Source organism: Actinomadura sp. KC345 (assembly GCF_004348515.1).
In the GTDB taxonomy this organism is placed as follows: Bacteria; Actinomycetota; Actinomycetes; order Streptosporangiales; family Streptosporangiaceae; genus Spirillospora.
In genome coordinates this window covers 1-17,203 of the sequence record NZ_SMKH01000154.1, presented here as the reverse complement: position 1 = coordinate 17,203, position 17,203 = coordinate 1, and the positions used below count along the sequence as shown (strand labels likewise).

Below are 17,203 nucleotides of genomic sequence, written 5' to 3'. Positions count from 1 at the left end.
CAGCAGAACCGTCCACAGGAAGAACGTGATCTCGGGGTTGAACGTGTCCGGCTGCACCGACTGGAAGCCGATCGCGAACATCACGCCGGCCAGGCCGCCGATCACGCCGCCGAGCAGCAGACTCTGGATCTTGAAGCCGAAGACGTTCTTGCCCAGGGCGCGGACGGCGTCCTCGTCCTCCCGGATTCCCCGGAGGACCCGGCCCCACGGGCTGTGCATCAGCAGATACACCATGACCGCGACGACCGCGACGAGCCCCCAGCCCACGATCATGACCCACAGGTCGCGATCGGAGTAGGAGAACCGCCCGAACCCGTACGAGCCCGACGGGATCGGGTTGAGGTCGAAGAACGGGTTCGCGAACTGCTGCAGCCCGTACACGCTGCCGGTCACGTCGTTGGCGAACTCCGCCCGGTAGACCAGCCGCATGATCTCGGCCGCGGCGATCGTCACGATCGCCAGATAGTCCCCCCGCAATCGCAGTGTCGGGACGCCCAGCAGCAGCGCCAGCAGCGCCGCGCACAGCAGGCCGACCAGCACGCCGACCCACATCGGCCAGCCGAACGTGCTCACGCTGATCGCCAGGCCGTAGGCCCCCACCAGCATGAAGCCCACCTGCCCGAAGTTCAGCAGGCCCGTGTAGCCGAAGTGCACGTTGAGGCCGATGGCCGCCAGCGCGTACACCGCCGCCTCAGGTGCGAACGCCCCGCGGAGCGAGGCCAGCAGGATCTCCACGATGTCCATCTGCCGCGCCCCCTATCCGACTCGTTCCGAGCGGCCCAGGATCCCCTGAGGCCGGAAGAGGAGCACGAGGATGAGCACCACCAGCGCCCACGCGTTCTGCAGCTCCACCGGAAGCCACAGGGTGGACACCTGCGCCACGATTCCCACGACCAGGCTGCCCGCGATCGCGCCGTACGCGGTGCCCAGCCCGCCGAGGATCACGCTGGCGAACATCAACAGCAGCAATCGGAACCCCATGTTGAAGGAGACGTTCTCACTGACGCCGTAGAAGACCCCGCCGAGCGCCGCGAGGCCGCCGGCCAGCATCCACACGTAAAGGATCACCCGGGAGACGTCGATGCCCGACGACTCCGCGAGGTCGCGGTTGTCCGACACCGCACGCATCGCCTTGCCGATGCGGGTGCGCTGGAGCCCCAGCCCGACCAGGAACAGCACCGCGAACGAGATGCCGATGATCGCCAGGTCCCGCGGTGTGATCGACAGCGGCCCCCAGGTCAGGCGGTCCTGGATCTGGTAGTCGTTGTACGGCTGGGCCGTCGCCCCGAACCAGACCTGGACCCCGTGCCGGATGAGCAGCGCCAGGCCGATCGAGACGATGAACATCTGGATCAGCGCGACGCCGCGCCGCCGCAGCGGGCGCCAGATCCCCCGTTCGATCGCGCCTCCGATGCCCACCCCGGCGACCACCGCCAGCGCGGCCGCCGGCAGCAGATGCCACCCCGGTCCCTGCACGTTCAGGAACCAGGCGATCACCGCGCCCAGCGTCACCATCTCGCCGTGGGCGAAGTTCACCAGCCGGGTGGTACCGAAGATCAGCGACAGTCCGACCGACGTGATCGCGATGATGGCGCCGAACCGCACCCCTTCCAGCAGCAGCTGGAGGAACCGCTCACCGGTCCCCGGTCCCGTGTCGGCCTGCGGGCCGCCCGAGCCGCCGTCGGCCCCGCCGGCCTGGCCGGGGGCGGTCAGGGGGAACAGGACGTTCCTCTCCTGGCCCTCGGTCACCGAGATGTCGGTGAGCGACTCGCCTCCCTTGTTGCGCATGACCAGCCCTTGCGGGAGGGACTGGACGTCCAGGGAGACGTCGTAGCGACCGGGCCCGGGGAGCTCGACGCTCCATGTGCCGTCGGCTCCGGTCGTGGCCTCGCCGACCTCCTTGTCGCCCTGCTTGACCGTGATCACGATGTCCGCGACCGGTTTGCGGTCCGGATCTCGCACCGTGCCTGCCAATGCCTCGCCCTCGGCCGCGAACGCCGCCGGGGTGACCAGCATGAGCGCGGCGAGGACGAGCAGGGCGGCCGCCAGTGTTCGGCGCACACAGGCTCCTTTACTCGCACATCAGGAAATGTGGAGCGAGCGTAACGAAGCGCCGGGCGGCGGAACGCCGCGAGAGCGGAGTCGTGAACGAATCGTTCGCAGAACGTGACAGAACGGACTTGCGTTAGCCCAGGTCAGGGCGGTCCCGCTGCCGGGAGAACTCCTCCACGACGGTATCGGCCACCGCGCGCATCGTGAGCCGCCGGTCCATCGAGGCCTTCTGGATCCACCGGAACGCCTCCGGCTCGGTCCACCCGTTGGCCGCCTGCAGCAGCCCCTTCGCGCGATCGACGACCTTGCGGGTCTCCAGCCGCTCCTGGAGCCCCGAGACCTCCGCCTCCAGCGCCCGCAGTTCGGCGTACCGGCTCACCGCCATCTCGATCGCGGGCGCGAGGTCGGTCTTGGAGAAGGGCTTGACGAGGTAGGCCATCGCCCCCGCCTCCGTGGCCCGCTGGACGAGCTCGCGCTGGGAGAACGCGGTGAGGATCACGACCGGCGCGATCCGGTCCGCCGAGATGCGCTCGGCCGCCGAGATCCCGTCCAGCACCGGCATCTTGACGTCGAGGATCACCAGGTCGGGCTTCAGCTCACCCGCCAGCCGCACGGCCGCCTCGCCGTCACCGGCCTCCCCGACCACCTCGTAGCCGTCCTCCTGAAGCATCTCCTTCAGGTCCAGCCGGATCAGGGCCTCGTCTTCCGCGATCACAACTCGCCGAGCGCTCTCCACGCCCCCGACCCTACCGAAACCCGCTACCCTGGTTGCGGTCGCCCCACGGGCGGCGCCACAGGGTCACCGAACCCGGATGTCCGGTTTATCCGCACATAAGCCCCGATATCCCAATGGCAGAGGAAATGGTCTCAAACACCATCAAGTGTGGGTTCGAATCCCACTCGGGGCACCTCTAGGCGAAACCGCCGCACAACCTGCCGAGGAGACGGGCGCCGGGCCTGAAACCTGCTCAAGCCCGGCGTCCTCGTGGCTTCTGGTCGCCTCCCTACGGTTTCGTGTCCACGGCTTCGACGTCCTTGCCGCCCCTCGGGTGTTCGCGGAAGTAGGCGCGGGTCTCGCGGTAGACGAGCGGGGACAGGATGAGCAGGCCGATCAGGTTCGGCAGCGCCATCAGGCCGTTCATCACGTCGGAGAAGGTCCAGACCGTGGTGAGGGTGGTCGTCGCGCCGACGTACACGACGATGATGAAGAGCACGCGGTAGGGGAGGACCGCCTTGCGGCCGAACAGGAACTCCACGCAGCGGTCCCCGTAGTACGACCAGCCCAGCAGCGTGGAGAACGCGAAGAAGATCACGCTGATGGTGACGATGATGCTGGCCCAGTCGCCGGGCAGTCCCGCGTCGAAGGCGCGCGCCGTCCAGCTGGCGGCCTCGTCCTCGCCGGAGTCGTCCCACACGCCGGTGATGACGATGGTCAGCGCGGTGAAGCTGACCACGACGAGGGTGTCGATGAAGGTCTGGGTCATCGACACCAGCGCCTGCCGGACCGGGTGGGTGGTCTTGGCCGCGGCGGCGGCGATGCCGCCGGTGCCGAGGCCGGACTCGTTGGAGAAGATGCCGCGGGCGACGCCGTACTGGATCGCGGCGGCGACACCGGCTCCGGCGAAGCCGCCGCCCGCGGCGGTGCCGGAGAACGCGTCGGAGAAGATCACGCCGAGCGCGCCGGGGATCTCGTCGATGTTGAAGGCCAGCACGGCGGCCGCGCCGACGACATAGAGGACGATCATCAGGGGCACGAAGGCGCTCGTGACACGGCCGATGGTCTTGATCCCCCCCAGGATCACCACAGCGGCGAAGAAGGTGATGATGAGGCCGGTCCAGACGGGGTCGAGGCCCCACTCCTCTTCCACGTTCGCGGCGACGGTGTTGGCCTGGGTCATGTTGCCGATGCCGAACGCGGCGAAGGCGCCGGCGATGGCGAAGAACCCGCCGAGGATCAGGCCGACCGGGCCCTTGATGCCGTTCCTGAGGTAGTGCATGGGCCCGCCGCCCTGCTCGCCGGCGGCGTCGGTGCGGCGGAAGCGCACACCGAGGAAGGCCTCGCTGTACTTGGTGGCCATGCCCACCATGCCGGTGAACCACATCCAGAGGACGGCACCCGGACCACCGAGGGCGATCGCCGTGGCGACACCCGCGATGTTGCCGACGCCCACGGTCGCGGCCAGGGCGGTCGACAGCGCCTGGTAGTGCGTGATGTCGCCCTCGGCCTCGGCGTCACTGCGCCCGAACGCGAGCCGGAAGGCGAGGCGGAAATGGCGGACCTGGAGTCCGCGCAAGAGGATGGTCAGGTAGAGCCCGGTCAGCAGCAGCAGCGGGATCAGGAGCCAGGGCCCCCAGATGAAGCTGCTCGCATCACTGAAGATTTCGTTGAGGTCCATCACACCACCGATCAGGGGAACGGGTCGATCTGCCCGGACCGTAAGGGAGGGGGCACGGATTGAAAAGGGGCGCGGTGGACCCGTTACTAGATCGTCCTACTCATTTCTTCCGCTCTTGACCGCCGTTTGCGATGTGTCCGGAGCGCGGTGGAAATGAGATCGGCCGGTGACCCGTCCGTGAAAGAGGCCGGGCACCGCGCGAGGGTGCGGTTCGCGCGGTGCCCGGCGGGGAGGTTGGCCCATGGTCGCCGGAGGGGCCCGTCCGTCAGTGCTGGACGGTGATGGCGTCGCCGATGCTGTGGACGCGGAGGGCGTTGGTGGAGCCCGGGGTGCCGGGGGGCGAGCCGGCGACGACGACGACCTTGTCGCCCTTCTGGACGCGGCCGAGTTCGAGGAGGGCCTGCTCGACCTGGCCGAACATGGCGTCGGTGTGGTCGACCTGGGGGACGATGAAGGTCTCGACGCCCCAGACGTGGGCGAGGCGGCCGCGGGTGGCGGGGACGGAGGTGAAGGCGAGCAGCGGGATCGGTGAGCGGTAGCGGGACAGCCGGCGGGCGGTCTCGCCGGACATGGTGAAGGCCGCGAGCGCCTCGGCGCCGACGATGGCGCCGACCTCGGCGGCGGCGCGGGCGATGGCGCCGCCGACGGTCTCGGGCATGCGTTCGAGGGTGTGGGTGGCCTGGAGGGCGGCCTGCTCGGCGGTCTGCACGATGCGGCTCATCGTGAGGACGGATTCGATGGGGTACTGGCCGACGCTGGTCTCTCCGGAGAGCATGACGGCGTCGGCGCCCTCGAAGACGGCGTTGGCGACGTCGGAGGTCTCGGCGCGGGTGGGACGGGGCGCGGAGATCATGGATTCGAGCATCTGGGTGGCGACGATGACCGGGCGCGCCTTCTCGCGGCAGAGCTCGATGGCGCGCTTCTGCACCATCGGGACCTGTTCGAGGGGGAGTTCGACGCCGAGGTCGCCGCGGGCGACCATGATGCCGTCGAAGGCGGCGACGATCTCGGGGAGGCGCTCGACGGCCTGCGGCTTCTCGATCTTGCCGATGAGGGGGACGCGGACGCCCTCCTCCTCCATGATCTGGTAGCAGATGTCGGCGTCGGCGGGGGTGCGGACGAAGGAGAGCGCGACGAGGTCGACGCCGAGCCGCAGTGCCCAGCGCAGGTCCTCCTCGTCCTTCGGGGTGAGGGCGGGGACGCTGACGGGGACGCCGGGCAGGTTGAGGCCCTTGTTGTCGGAGACCATGCCGCCGACGGTGACGGTGGTGCGGACGCCGGGGCCGTCCACGGCGGTGACCTTGAGGGCGACGCGGCCGTCGTCGATGAGGATGGTGTCGCCGGGGCCGACGTCGCCGGGGAGGCCCTCGTAGGTGGTGGAGACCTCGCGGCGGGTGCCGGGGACGTCGTCGGTGGTGATGGTGAACTCGTCGCCCAGGGTGAGGCGGACGGGCCCGTCGGGGAACCGCCCGATGCGGATCTTGGGGCCCTGGAGGTCCGCGAGGATGCCGACGCCGCGCCCGGCGGCGTCGGCGGCCGCCCTGATCCGGTGGTAGACCTCTTCGTGGACGGCGTGCTCGCCGTGGCTCATGTTGAGGCGGGCGACGTCGATTCCGGCTTCGACGAGGGCGGCGATCTGCTCGGGGCCGGAACAGGCGGGGCCGATGGTACTGACGATCTTCGCTCGACGGGTCACGTGCACAACCGTACTTAGTTACCCGCTGGTACGGATATTCGTGCAGGACATGGTCGCCCCCGGTTCACCCAATGGTCTAGCTCAGAGGTCTAGACCACATCCGGCCGTCACCGCCGGAACGCCTCGACGGCGGCCTTGCAGAACGCCTTGAGGTCCGCCGGGGAACGGCTGCTGACCAGCACGTTGGGCCCGCCCTCGCAGACCTTGACCTCCTCGTCCACCCAGGTGGCCCCGGCGTTGCGCAGGTCGGTCCGGACGCTCGGGTACGAGGTCATGGTCCGGCCGCGGACGACGTCGGCCTCGATGAGCGTCCACGGGGCGTGGCAGATGACCGCGACGGGCTTGCCCGCGTCGAAGAAGGACCTGGCGAACGCGACGGCGCTCGGCTTGGTGCGCAGGAAGTCGGGGTTGGCGACGCCGCCGGGCAGGAGGAGGCCGTCGAACTCGGTGTGGTCGGAGACGTCGACGGTGGTGTCGACCTGGAAGGTGTCGGCCTTGTCGAGGTGGTCGAACGCCTGGAGCCGGCCCGACTGGGTCGAGACGAGGCGGGGCGTGCCGCCCGCCTGCTCGACGGCCTCCCAGGGATCGGTGAGCTCGATCTGCTCGGTGCCTTCGGGGGCGCACAGGAAGGCGATGGTCTTGCCCTGAAGTTCGTTGTCCGCCATGGCTGTCTCTCCGTCTCAGTGGGTTTCCCGTGGCCCTGCCCGCGAGCGCGAGTGATATGCAGGGATATGTGAGTCCCACCGGCTACCGCGAGTTCCCCGAGCCGGGGCTGGCGTGCTCCTGGACGGCGGCGCTCCCCCGCGACGCAGAGCCGTTCACGCAGCGTGTGGTGCCCGACGGGTGCGTGGACCTGATGTGGTCGCCGTCGGGGATCCTCGTGGCCGGGCCGGACACCGGCCCGATCCCGGCGGCCGTGAACCCCGGCGACTCGACGGTGGCGGTCCGGTTCAGGCCGGGGACGGCGCCGCCGGTGCTGGGCGTCCCCGCGGACGCGGTCCGGGACGCCCGCCTGCCGCTGCGGGAGCTGTGGGGCGCGGAGGCGGACCGGCTGGCGGAGGCGGTCGCCCTGGCGGCCGATCCCCGGGGAGCGCTGGTCGCCGCGGTCCGGGAGCGGATGCGGCCGGCCGACCCGGTCGTCCCGGCGGTGGTCGCGGGGCTCGGCGGCGGGTCGGTGCGGGACATGGCGGACGGGCTCGGCCTCAGCGAGCGGCAGCTCCGGCGGCGGTCGCTGGCGGCCTTCGGGTACGGGCCGAAGACCTTGCAGCGGGTCCTGCGCTTCCAGCGGGCGCTGCGGCTGGCGCGGGCCGGTGAACCGCTGGCGGGCGCGGCCTTCGCGGCGGGCTACGCCGACCAGGCGCATTTCGCGCACGAGGTGCGCGAGCTGGCGGGCGAGCCCGTCCGGAACCTGCTGTGACCCGGGGCTGGAGCCTGCCCTGTCCTACGGCTTGAGCCTGCCGTGGGCGCGCAGGGTCCTGAGGCGCTCGACGGTGACGAAGCCGCGCCATTCCGGGCGGGTGATCGGCGTCCAGATGGGGAATTCGACGTCCCAGCCGCCGTCGTCGCCCTGCGCCTCGATGAGGGCGTCGAGTTCGGCGTCGATGACGTCGCCGGTGAAGAGGCGGCGCCCGTATCCGCCCGGGTGCGGGACGAAGTCGAGCGGGGACTGGTGGTCGCTGTGCGCGTTGGCGGCGAGGGCGTCGTGGAGGCGGGTGAACGCGGCCTCCGCGCGGCCGCGGTCGGGCACGTGGTCGAGGAAGGCCAGGATGGCGAGGACGTCGTACGCGCCGGGCTCGGTCTCCGCGTTCTCGACGTGGCGCCAGCAGAAGTCCGTGGCGGGGCCGAGCCACGGGTGCCCGGCCCCTGCCCGGTAGAGGAGCCCTGCCAGTGTCGCGGTGGGGTTGATGCTGCCCGGCGGGTCGTCGGGCGTCTGCCACCAGGGGGCGTGCGGGGCGTCGCGGACGGTCGGCAGGACGAACGGCACTCCCCCGTCGGCGGCCGTGATGGACGCCAGGTAGTCGCCTATGCGCGTGACCGCGGGGTCGCCGTCCGCTCCGGCCTCGTGGAGGAACTCCAGGGCGTGCTGGGCGGGCACGGGCTGGCTGCCTTCGCCGCGCAGATCGGGTTCGAGCGCGTGGCCGTACCCGCCGTCGGGGTTCTCGTAGGCGCGCAGGGCCGCGAGAACGGGCGCGGCGGGCCCGCCGCGGAAGTGCAGGGCGAACCGGCGGCGGTCGATGAGGCGGCCGTTGAGCCGCATGAACGCGGCGGCGCGGTCGAGATCGGTGTGGTCCAGGAACTTCATACGATCAACCTAGGACGGCCGCACCCGGCCGGTCTTGTAGGAAACGGCCACGCCCCGGCCCCGAGGGGCCCGGCCACCCCAGCGGTGGGTGGCCGGGCCTGGCGGGACCGTAGCCGACCGTTCCCGGGACCACAACCGGTCCCGGGCCCGCAGCGCGGGAGTCCGGCGTCTCCGGCGATCTCCTGGTCGCGGGGGCCTCAGCCGACGCAGTCGCCCCAGGACGCGCTCTCGTCCAGCTTCTCGAAGGGCTGGGTGAGGCTGTACCAGCAGCCGGAGTCGTCGCGGAAGACGGCCTCGATGCCGTAGGGGCGCTTCTCGGGCGCGTGCACGAACTCGACGCCCTTGGCCGACATCGCCTCGTAGTCGGCCTGGCAGTCGTCGGTGTTGAAGGCCCCGGCGCCGAGGACGCCCTTGGCGATGAGCGCCTTCATCTGCGCGGCGGACTCGGGGTCCATGGTGGGCGGGCCGGGGACCATGAGGGCGAGGCTCAGGTCGGGCTGCTCCTTGGCGCCGAGCGTGAGCCAGCGCATGCCGCCGTCGCCGAGCGTCATGTCGTCGCGGACCTCAAGGCCGAGCTTCTCGGTGAAGAACGTCTTGGCCGCGTCCTGGTCGAGTACCCAGACGGTCGCCAGCCCCAGTTTGGTGATCATCGATTTCCCCTTCTGAGCAGGTGTCACGTCCACGGTAGAAGGCGGACGGCGGGGCCGGCTTCTCGATAATTGCGCGCTGCCCGGACGGGCTCAGCCCTTGCGGAATCCGCCCGCCCAGAGCAGCACGAAGCAGCCGGGGATCACGGACGAGCCGTCGGCGCGGGCGTGCCTGCGGAACTCGGTGGGCGTCATCCCCGCCTGCTGCTTGAAGCGGGTGCAGAACGTGCCGAGGCTGGTGAAGCCGACGAGCATGCAGATCTCGGTGACGGTGAGGGTGGCGTTGCGGAGCAGGTCCTGGGCGCGCTCGATGCGGCGTCGGGCGAGGTAGGCGCCGGGCGTCTCGCCGTAGACCTCGCTGAACAGCCGGACGAAGTGGTAGCGCGAGTAGCCGGCGCGGGCGGCGACGGCGGCCACGTCGAGGGGCTCGCCCCACTCACGGTCCATGGCGTCGCGAGCCACCCGCATACGACGCAGCAGCTCCGTGTCCAGGGCGGACGGCGCGGTTCCCATATCCCGATGCTGACACACCGAAGGCCCCGGAGGCGCCGTGACGCCTTCGGGGCCTTCAGCGGACAGGCGGCTCAGGCGATCGGACGTGCCGTGGGCGGGATCGGGTACGGGAGGTCGGTCCGGCCGGTGAGGTACGCGTCGACGCCGTGCGCGGCGGCGCGGCCCTCGGCGATGGCCCAGACGATGAGCGACTGGCCGCGGCCCATGTCCCCGGCGGCGTACACGCCGTCCACCGACGTCCGGTAGTCGCCGTCGCGGACGACGTTGCCGCGCTGGTCGAGGTCGACGCCGAGCTGTTCGAGGAGGCCCTCGCGCTCCGGGCCGACGAAGCCCATGGCGAGGGTGACCAGCTCGGCCGGGATCTCGCGCTCGGTTCCCTCGACCGGCGCGAACCCGTCGGCGGGGCCCCGGACCTCCACGATCTTCAGCGCGCGGACGCGGCCGTCGCCGTCCCCGACGAACTCGGTGGTGGACACGGCGTAGACGCGGTCTCCGCCCAGGTCCGCGAGTTCCTCGTGGGCGCTCTCCACCTTGAACAGCATCGGGTACGTCGGCCACGGCTGGGCGTCCGGGCGCGACTCCGGCGGGCGCGGCATGATCTCCAGCTGGGTGACGGAGGCCGCGCCCTGGCGGATCGCGGTGCCGATGCAGTCGGCGCCGGTGTCGCCGCCCCCGATGACCACGACGTTCTTGCCCTTGGCGGAGATCGGGGACTCGTCGTAGTCGCCCTCCTGCGCCTTGTTGGACGGCGGCAGGTACTCCATCGCCTGGTGGACGCCGTTCAGCTCCCGTCCGGGGACGGGCAGGTCGCGCCAGGCGGTGGCGCCGCCGGCCAGGACGACGGCGTCGTGGCGGGCGCGCAGGTCGCCGGCGGTGATGTCGACGCCGATGTTCACCGAGGTCTTGAAGTCGGTGCCCTCGGCGCGCATCTGGGCGAGGCGCCGGTCCAGGTGGCGCTTCTCCATCTTGAACTCGGGGATGCCGTAGCGCAGCAGCCCGCCGATCCGGTCCGCGCGCTCGTAGACGGTGACGTCGTGGCCGGCGCGGGTGAGCTGCTGGGCGGCGGCGAGGCCGGCGGGACCCGAGCCGACCACCGCGACCGTCTTGCCGGTCTTGACGGCGGGCGGCCGCGGGCGGACCCAGCCCTCCGCGAACGCCCGGTCGATGATCTCGACCTCGACCCGCTTGATGGCGACCGGGTCCTGGTTGATGCCGAGAACGCAGGCGCTCTCGCACGGGGCGGGGCACAGCCTCCCGGTGAACTCCGGGAAGTTGTTGGTGGCGTGCAGCCGCTCGACGGCCTCGTGCCAGTCCCGCCGGTAGACGAGGTCGTTCCACTCGGGGATGAGGTTGCCGAGCGGGCAGCCCTGGTGGCAGAACGGGATGCCGCAGTCCATGCAGCGGCTCGCCTGCTTCTCGAGGCGGTCGGCGCCGAAGTCCTCGTAGACCTCGGACCAGCTCCGAATCCGCACGTCGACCGGGCGGCGCTTCGGGAGCTCCCGCCCGACGGTCAGAAAACCCTTCGGGTCAGCCATGAAGGAAGTCCCCCTCTCTCAGCTCTGCGCGGCGGCCATGACGGCCTCGTCGACGTCGCGTCCCTCGGCCTCGGCCTCGGCCATGGCCTCCAGGACGCGCCGGTAGTCCCGCGGCATGACCTTGGTGAAGCGGGCGGACGCGGCGTCCCAGTCGTCCAGCAGCCGCCGCGCCACCGCCGATCCGGTCTCGGCCAGATGCCGGCCGACCAGCTCCCGGACGAAGTCCAGGTCGCCCGGGTCGAGGGGTTCCAGGTCGACCATCTCGCCGTTGACGTGCTCGGGCACCAGGTCGAGGACGTAGGCGATGCCGCCGGACATGCCGGCCGCCAGGTTGCGTCCCGTCCGGCCGAGGATCAGCGCGCGGCCGCCGGTCATGTACTCGCAGGCGTGGTCGCCGACGCCCTCGACGACGGCGGTGGCGCCGGAGTTGCGGACGCAGAACCGCTCGCCGGCGACGCCGCGGGCGAACAGCTCGCCGGACGTGGCCCCGTAGAGGATGACGTTGCCGCCGATGATCTGCTCCTCGGCCGCGAAACCGGCGTCGGCCGGGGGACGCAGTGTGAGCCGCCCGCCGGACAGGCCCTTGCCGACGTAGTCGTTGGCGTCGCCGACGAGCCGCAGCGTGATCCCGCGCGGCGCGAAGGCGCCGAACGAGTTGCCCGCCGAGCCGGTGAACGTGATGTCGATCGTGTCGTCGGGGAGGCCGGCCCCGCCGTGCCTCTTGGTCAGCTCGTGGCCGAGCATGGTTCCGACCGTGCGGTTGACGTTGCGGATCGGCAGGTCGAGCGTGACCTTGTCGCCGAACGCCAGCGCGCCCTCGGCCAGCTGGATGAGCGTGTTGTCCAGGGCCTTCTCCAGCCCGTGGTCCTGCTCGGCGACGCGGTGCAGGGCGGCGCCGTCCGCCTGCTCCGGCATGTGCAGGATCGGGGACAGGTCCAGCCCGGACGCCTTCCAGTGCTCGACGGCGTCCCGGGCGTCGATCATCTCGACGTGCCCGATCGCCTCGTCCAGCGAGCGGAACCCGAGGGCCGCCAGATGCTCGCGGACCTCCTCGGCGACGAACTCGAAGAAGTTCACGACGAACTCGGGCTTGCCGTTGAACCGCTCCCGCAGCACGGGGTTCTGGGTGGCGACGCCGACCGGGCAGGTGTCCAGATGGCAGACCCGCATCATGATGCAGCCCGACACCACCAGCGGCGCGGTCGCGAAGCCGTACTCCTCGGCACCGAGCAGGGCCGCGACGACGACGTCCCGGCCGGTCTTCATCTGCCCGTCGGTCTGCACGACGATGCGGTCGCGCAGCCCGTTGAGCAGCAGCGTCTGCTGCGTCTCGGCCAGGCCCAGCTCCCAGGGCGTGCCCGCGTGCTTGAGCGAGGTCAGCGGGGACGCGCCGGTGCCGCCGTCGTGCCCGGAGATCAGGACCACGTCGGCGTGCGCCTTGGACACCCCGGCCGCGACCGTCCCGACGCCCATCTCCGCGACGAGCTTGACGTGCACGCGCGCCGCCGGATTGGCGTTCTTCAGGTCGTGGATGAGCTGCGCCAGGTCCTCGATCGAGTAGATGTCGTGGTGCGGCGGCGGCGAGATGAGCCCGACGCCGGGCGTGGAGTGCCGGGTCTTGGCGATCCACGGGTAGACCTTGTGGCCGGGCAGCTGGCCGCCCTCGCCGGGCTTGGCGCCCTGCGCCATCTTGATCTGGATGTCGTCGGAGTTGGTGAGGTACTCGGAGGTGACGCCGAACCGGCCGGACGCGACCTGCTTGATGGCGCTGCGGCGCAGGTCGCCGTTCTCGTCGGGGGTGAAGCGCGCCGGGTCCTCGCCGCCCTCGCCGGTGTTGGACTTGCCGCCGAGGCGGTTCATCGCGATCGCGAGGGTCTCGTGCGCCTCGGCCGAGATGGACCCGTAGGACATCGCGCCGGTGGAGAACCGCTTGACGATCTCCGAGACCGGCTCGACCTCGTCGATCGGCACCGGCTCGCGGTCGCCGTCCTTCAGCCGGAACAGCCCGCGCAGGGTCATCAGGTCCTCGGCCTGGGAGTCGACCTTGGCGGTGTACTCCTTGAAGATCTCGTAGCGGCGGGTGCGGGTGGCGTGCTGGAGCTTGAACACCGTGTCCGGGTTGAACAGGTGCGGCTCGCCCTCGCGCCGCCACTGGTACTCGCCGCCGACCTCCAGCGTCCGGTGCGCCAGGTCGTTGCCGCCCGGCGGGTAGGCGCGGGCGTGCCGCTCGGCGACCTCGCGCGCCAGCACGCCGAACCCGACGCCGCCGAGCCGGGACGTGGTCCCGGTGAAGCAGCGCGACACGACGTCCTCGCCGAGCCCGATCGCCTCGAAGATCTGCGCGCCGGTGTAGGACGCGACCGTGGACACGCCCATCTTCGACATGACCTTCAGGACGCCCTTGCCGTACGCCTTGACCAGGTTGCGGACGGCCTTCTGCGGCTCCACGCCCTCGATGGCGCCGCCACGGACGAGGTCCTCGACGGTCTCGATGGCCAGGTAGGGGTTGATCGCGGACGCGCCGTACCCGATGAGCAGCGCCATGTGGTGGCACTCGCGGGCCTCGCCGGTCTCGATGACCAGGCCGACCCGCGTGCGGGTCTTCTCCCGGATCAGGTGGTGGTGGACGGCGCCGGTCAGCAGCAGCGACGGGATCGCGGCGCGGGCGGAGTCGGCGCCGCGGTCCGACAGGACGATGATGCGGGCGCCGGCGTCGATGGCGCGGCTCACCTCGGAGTTGATCTCCTCCAGGCGGGCCTCCAGGGCCTCTCCCCCGCCGGCGACGTCGTACAGCCCCTGCACGACGTAGGCCTGCAGATGCGGCAGCGACCCCTCGTCGTCGATGTGAATGATCTTGGAGAGCTCGCCGTTGTCCAGGATCGGGGTCGGCAGGACGAGGCGGCGGCACGAGTCCGGGCCGGGCTCCAGGAGGTTGCCCTCCGGGCCGAGCGTGGACTGCAGGGAGGTGACCAGCTCTTCGCGGATCGCGTCCAGCGGCGGGTTCGTGACCTGCGCGAACTGCTGCTTGAAGTAGTCGAACAGCAGCCGGGGGCGCTCCGACAGCACCGCGATCGGGGTGTCGGTGCCCATCGACCCGATCGGCTCGGCGCCGGTCCGCGCCATCGGCGACAGGATGACCCGCTGCTCTTCGAGGGTGTAGCCGAACGTCTGCTGGCGCCGGACGAGGGTCTCGTGCGTCGGGATCTCCCGCTCGCGCTGCGGCAGCTCCTCGAACCGGACCAGGCCCTCGTGCAGCCACTCCCCGTACGGGTGCTCGGCGGCCAGTTCGGCCTTGACCTCGTCGTCCTCGACGATCCGCCCGGCGGCGGTGTCCACGAGGAAGATCTTGCCGGGCTGCAGGCGGCCCTTCCGGACGACCTTGGCCGCGGGGATGTCCAGGACGCCGGCCTCGCTGGCCAGGACGACGAGCCCGTCGTCGGTCACCCAGTACCGGCCGGGGCGCAGCCCGTTGCGGTCCAGGACGGCGCCGACGACGGTCCCGTCGGTGAAGCTGACGCTGGCGGGGCCGTCCCACGCCTCCATCAGCGTGGAGTGGAACTCGTAGAACGCGCGGCGCTCCTCGTCCATCTCGGCGTGGTTCTCCCACGCCTCCGGGATCATCATCAGGACCGCGTGCGGCAGCGACCGGCCGCCGAGGTGCAGCAGCTCCAGGCACTCGTCGAACGACGCGGTGTCGCTGGCCTCGATGTCGATCACCGGGTAGACGCGGGACAGGTCCCCGGGGATCAGGTCGGACTTCAGCAGCGCCTCGCGGGCCCGCATCCAGTTCCGGTTGCCCTTCACCGTGTTGATCTCGCCGTTGTGGGCGATGAACCGGTACGGGTGCGCCAGCTCCCAGGCCGGGAAGGTGTTGGTCGAGAACCGCGAGTGGACGAGCGCGATCGCGCTGGTGAAACGGCGGTCCGACAGGTCGGGGAAGAACGGCTCCAGCTGCGGGGTCGTCAGCATGCCCTTGTAGACGATCGTCCGGCTGGACAGGCTCGGGAAGTACACCCGTACGTCCTGCTCGGCGCGCTCGCGCATGCAGAACACGACGCGGTCCAGCTCCAGGCCGGTCCTCCCGTCGTGCGGGCCGCCGTCCGCCGGGGCGACGAACAGCTGCGAGAAGTGCGGCATCACGCGGCGCGAGGCCGGGCCGGTGAAGTCCGGGTCGTGGGGCAGCTCCCGCCAGCCGAGGACCGCCAGGCCCTCCTCGGCGCAGAGCTTCCCGACGTGGTCGACCACGGCGGCGCGCTCGTCGCCGTCCGCGGGGAGGAACGCGATGCCGGCCGCGTAGCCGCCGGCCTCGGGGAGGTCGAAGTCGCAGACGTCGCGGAAGAACGCGTCCGGGATCTGGACCAGGATGCCGACGCCGTCTCCGTCGTCCGGCTCCGCGCCCACGGCTCCGCGGTGGTCGAGGTTCTTCAGGACCGTCAGGGCGTTCTGCACGATGTCGTGGCTCCGGCGGCCGTGCAGGTCCGCCACCATCCCCACGCCGCAGGCGTCGTGCTCGGCAGCGGGGTCGTAGAGCCCCTGCGGCCGGGGCAGGCCGTCGCCGGCCGCGGATGTGCGGGTCGCAGGTGTGAGGGCAGCAGCAGCCATCAACCCTCCCGTCGTCGTCGTGTCACTGCCGATGTCAGTGCAGTCCGGGACGGCGTTGGCCCTTGCTGCGGTGAGATGACTTTACATCACTGCCGGGATCATGCCCGAGTGCCCCGGATCGCGAAACTTTCCCGGTGCTGATCGACAGAGGCGCCATCTCACAGTGGTTTAGACCAGGCTACCGGCTCCGCTCCGTGGGGAAAGGGCCGCGGACGCGGTGACGATCATCACCGAGACGCGAGGTTTACCGTGATATTCCAGAAATTTGCTGGCAACACGATCATTCGGACGTGCGCGCGGCGCGGCCGAGCACCGCCGGGTTCTGGCCGCCCTCGATCAGCAGCGACAGCATCGACTCGTCCTCCGGGCCGCCCTTGCCGTCCATCCGCTGCGCCCACGTGACCACGGCGAAGTGGCCCATGGCCAGGCCACGCGCCATGCCGAAGCCGCGGCCGAAGCCGTCCAGCGGGGCGGGGGCCTCCAGCGGCCGGACGAACCCGGAGCCGATCGTGTCCTCCAGCGTCGCCACGAACCGGCCGGCCTCCTTCGACCCGGCCAGGTTGAACACCGCGACGGCCAGCGCGTAGCCGTCCTCGCCGCCGGAGTAGATGCCGCGGGCGGCCTGCGTGCAGCCGCCCTCGCCGAGCACCTGGCCCACGGTCGCGCCCCACACGGCCGCGGCGCAGTCGCCGTCCAGCCGCTTGGCGCGCAGCGTCACCCGCACCTCGCCGTCCGGAACCGACAGCTTGGCCGCCGAGGAGGGGAACACCTCGCCGATCGTCAGCGGACCGGGGTCCGCGCGGCGGGACGCGATGCCGGAGTACGCGGACGCGGAGGCGGAACTGGAGTAGGACTTCGGGGACAGGCCGGTCTCCGCGGGCGTCCCGATCCGCGGCCCGGCCGCGTCCTCCGTCTTCGCGCCGCTCTCGCCCCGCAGCCCGACCACCGCGCCCAGGCCCGCGAGCACGAGCACGAGCACGAGCAGCCCGGCGGCGGCCCCGAAGTACAGTTTCGCCCCCTGCCCGCGCTTGCCCGCCGCGGGCCGCTTCCGGCCCGGAGGCCGCCCGGGACGCCCCTGGCCGCCCTTCCCGCGCTGCTTGCCCTTCTTGCCGCGCCTCTCCGCCTTCCCAGGGGCCTCGTCGTAGTCCCCCTGATCCGCCGGCCCGTGCCCGGCCTCACCCGGATGCCCGCCTTCGTCCCCATACGGAGCCGCGTCCTGATACCCGCCCCCGTCGTCGTATCCGTCGTATCCGGCCCGATCGCCATGGCCGGGCGCATCGCCGTACGCGGGTGCCCGGCCATACCCGGGTGCCGCGCCGTACGCGGGGCCGTCGCGGGGGGCAGGAACCTGGCCATGCGCAGGTCCCTCGCGGTAGGGAGGCCCTTCACCGAACGCGGGACCCCGGCCGTACCCGGCTCCCTGGCCGTATGCGGGCCCATTGCGGGGCGGGGGCGCCTCG

Annotated in this window: 13 protein-coding genes and 1 tRNA gene; 2 read left to right on the top strand and 12 right to left on the bottom strand. The window is 71.3% G+C overall.

Annotated features, from left to right (window positions below; all coding sequences use genetic code 11):
* From E1281_RS23670 to E1281_RS23660, 3 genes are all read right to left on the bottom strand, one after another.
* Nucleotides 1–744 (bottom strand): branched-chain amino acid ABC transporter permease (locus tag E1281_RS23670; RefSeq protein ID WP_131881727.1); only part of this gene is annotated, 744 nt, incomplete at its 3' end.
* Between the two features lie 12 nt (nt 745–756).
* Nucleotides 757–2,061 carry a branched-chain amino acid ABC transporter permease gene (locus tag E1281_RS23665; protein WP_243717307.1) on the bottom strand — a complete coding sequence of 435 codons (1,305 nt, stop codon included), beginning with the start codon at nt 2,059–2,061 and terminating at the stop codon, nt 757–759.
* 124 nt (nt 2,062–2,185) lie between these two features.
* Complete coding sequence (locus E1281_RS23660; RefSeq protein WP_279433644.1) at nt 2,186–2,788, bottom strand: response regulator; 603 nt, start codon at nt 2,786–2,788, stop codon at nt 2,186–2,188.
* A gap of 99 nt (nt 2,789–2,887) precedes the next feature.
* Here E1281_RS23660 and E1281_RS23655 point away from each other — a divergent pair.
* Nucleotides 2,888–2,960: transfer RNA gene (locus tag E1281_RS23655), tRNA-Leu, on the top strand.
* Nucleotides 2,961–3,056: 96 nt separating this feature from the next.
* Here the strand turns inward: E1281_RS23655 and E1281_RS23650 are convergent.
* The 3 genes from E1281_RS23650 to E1281_RS23640 all read right to left on the bottom strand — a co-directional run bounded on the left by E1281_RS23650 (nt 3,057) and on the right by E1281_RS23640 (nt 6,809).
* Nucleotides 3,057–4,448 (bottom strand): sodium:alanine symporter family protein, encoded by a 1,392-nt coding sequence (locus E1281_RS23650; protein WP_131881725.1) that lies wholly within the window; start codon nt 4,446–4,448, stop codon nt 3,057–3,059.
* A 265-nt stretch (nt 4,449–4,713) separates the two neighbouring features.
* Nucleotides 4,714–6,144 carry a pyruvate kinase gene (gene pyk, locus E1281_RS23645; protein WP_131881723.1) on the bottom strand — a complete coding sequence of 477 codons (1,431 nt, stop codon included), beginning with the start codon at nt 6,142–6,144 and terminating at the stop codon, nt 4,714–4,716.
* A 107-nt stretch (nt 6,145–6,251) separates the two neighbouring features.
* Nucleotides 6,252–6,809, bottom strand: a complete 558-nt coding sequence (locus tag E1281_RS23640) for a type 1 glutamine amidotransferase domain-containing protein (protein WP_131881721.1) — start codon at nt 6,807–6,809, stop codon at nt 6,252–6,254.
* 68 nt (nt 6,810–6,877) lie between these two features.
* On the opposite strand from E1281_RS23640, the gene E1281_RS23635 reads away from it, so the two are divergent.
* On the top strand, nt 6,878–7,561 hold the full coding sequence (locus E1281_RS23635; RefSeq protein WP_243717306.1) for a helix-turn-helix domain-containing protein: 684 nt from the start codon (nt 6,878–6,880) through the stop codon (nt 7,559–7,561).
* Between the two features lie 24 nt (nt 7,562–7,585).
* Here the strand turns inward: E1281_RS23635 and E1281_RS23630 are convergent, their stop codons facing one another.
* The 6 genes from E1281_RS23630 to E1281_RS40430 form a co-directional block, all read right to left on the bottom strand.
* The gene (locus E1281_RS23630; RefSeq protein WP_131881718.1) at nt 7,586–8,446 is read right to left on the bottom strand and encodes a hypothetical protein; all 861 of its coding nucleotides are present in this window, start codon (nt 8,444–8,446) and stop codon (nt 7,586–7,588) included.
* 197 nt (nt 8,447–8,643) lie between these two features.
* Nucleotides 8,644–9,096, bottom strand: coding sequence for a VOC family protein (locus tag E1281_RS23625; RefSeq protein ID WP_131881716.1), 453 nt, complete (start codon nt 9,094–9,096; stop codon nt 8,644–8,646).
* Nucleotides 9,097–9,186: 90 nt separating this feature from the next.
* Nucleotides 9,187–9,606 (bottom strand): helix-turn-helix transcriptional regulator, encoded by a 420-nt coding sequence (locus E1281_RS23620; protein WP_207943442.1) that lies wholly within the window; start codon nt 9,604–9,606, stop codon nt 9,187–9,189.
* Nucleotides 9,607–9,677: 71 nt separating this feature from the next.
* A complete protein-coding gene (locus E1281_RS23615; RefSeq protein WP_131881714.1) occupies nt 9,678–11,141 on the bottom strand; it encodes a glutamate synthase subunit beta in 1,464 nt (487 codons plus the stop codon).
* An 18-nt stretch (nt 11,142–11,159) separates the two neighbouring features.
* Entirely contained in the window at nt 11,160–15,743 is a 4,584-nt protein-coding gene (gene gltB, locus E1281_RS23610) for a glutamate synthase large subunit (protein WP_131881712.1), read from the bottom strand.
* 280 nt (nt 15,744–16,023) lie between these two features.
* A partial coding sequence (locus E1281_RS40430; RefSeq protein ID WP_165959067.1) for a hypothetical protein occupies nt 16,024–17,203 on the bottom strand: 1,180 nt, incomplete at its 5' end.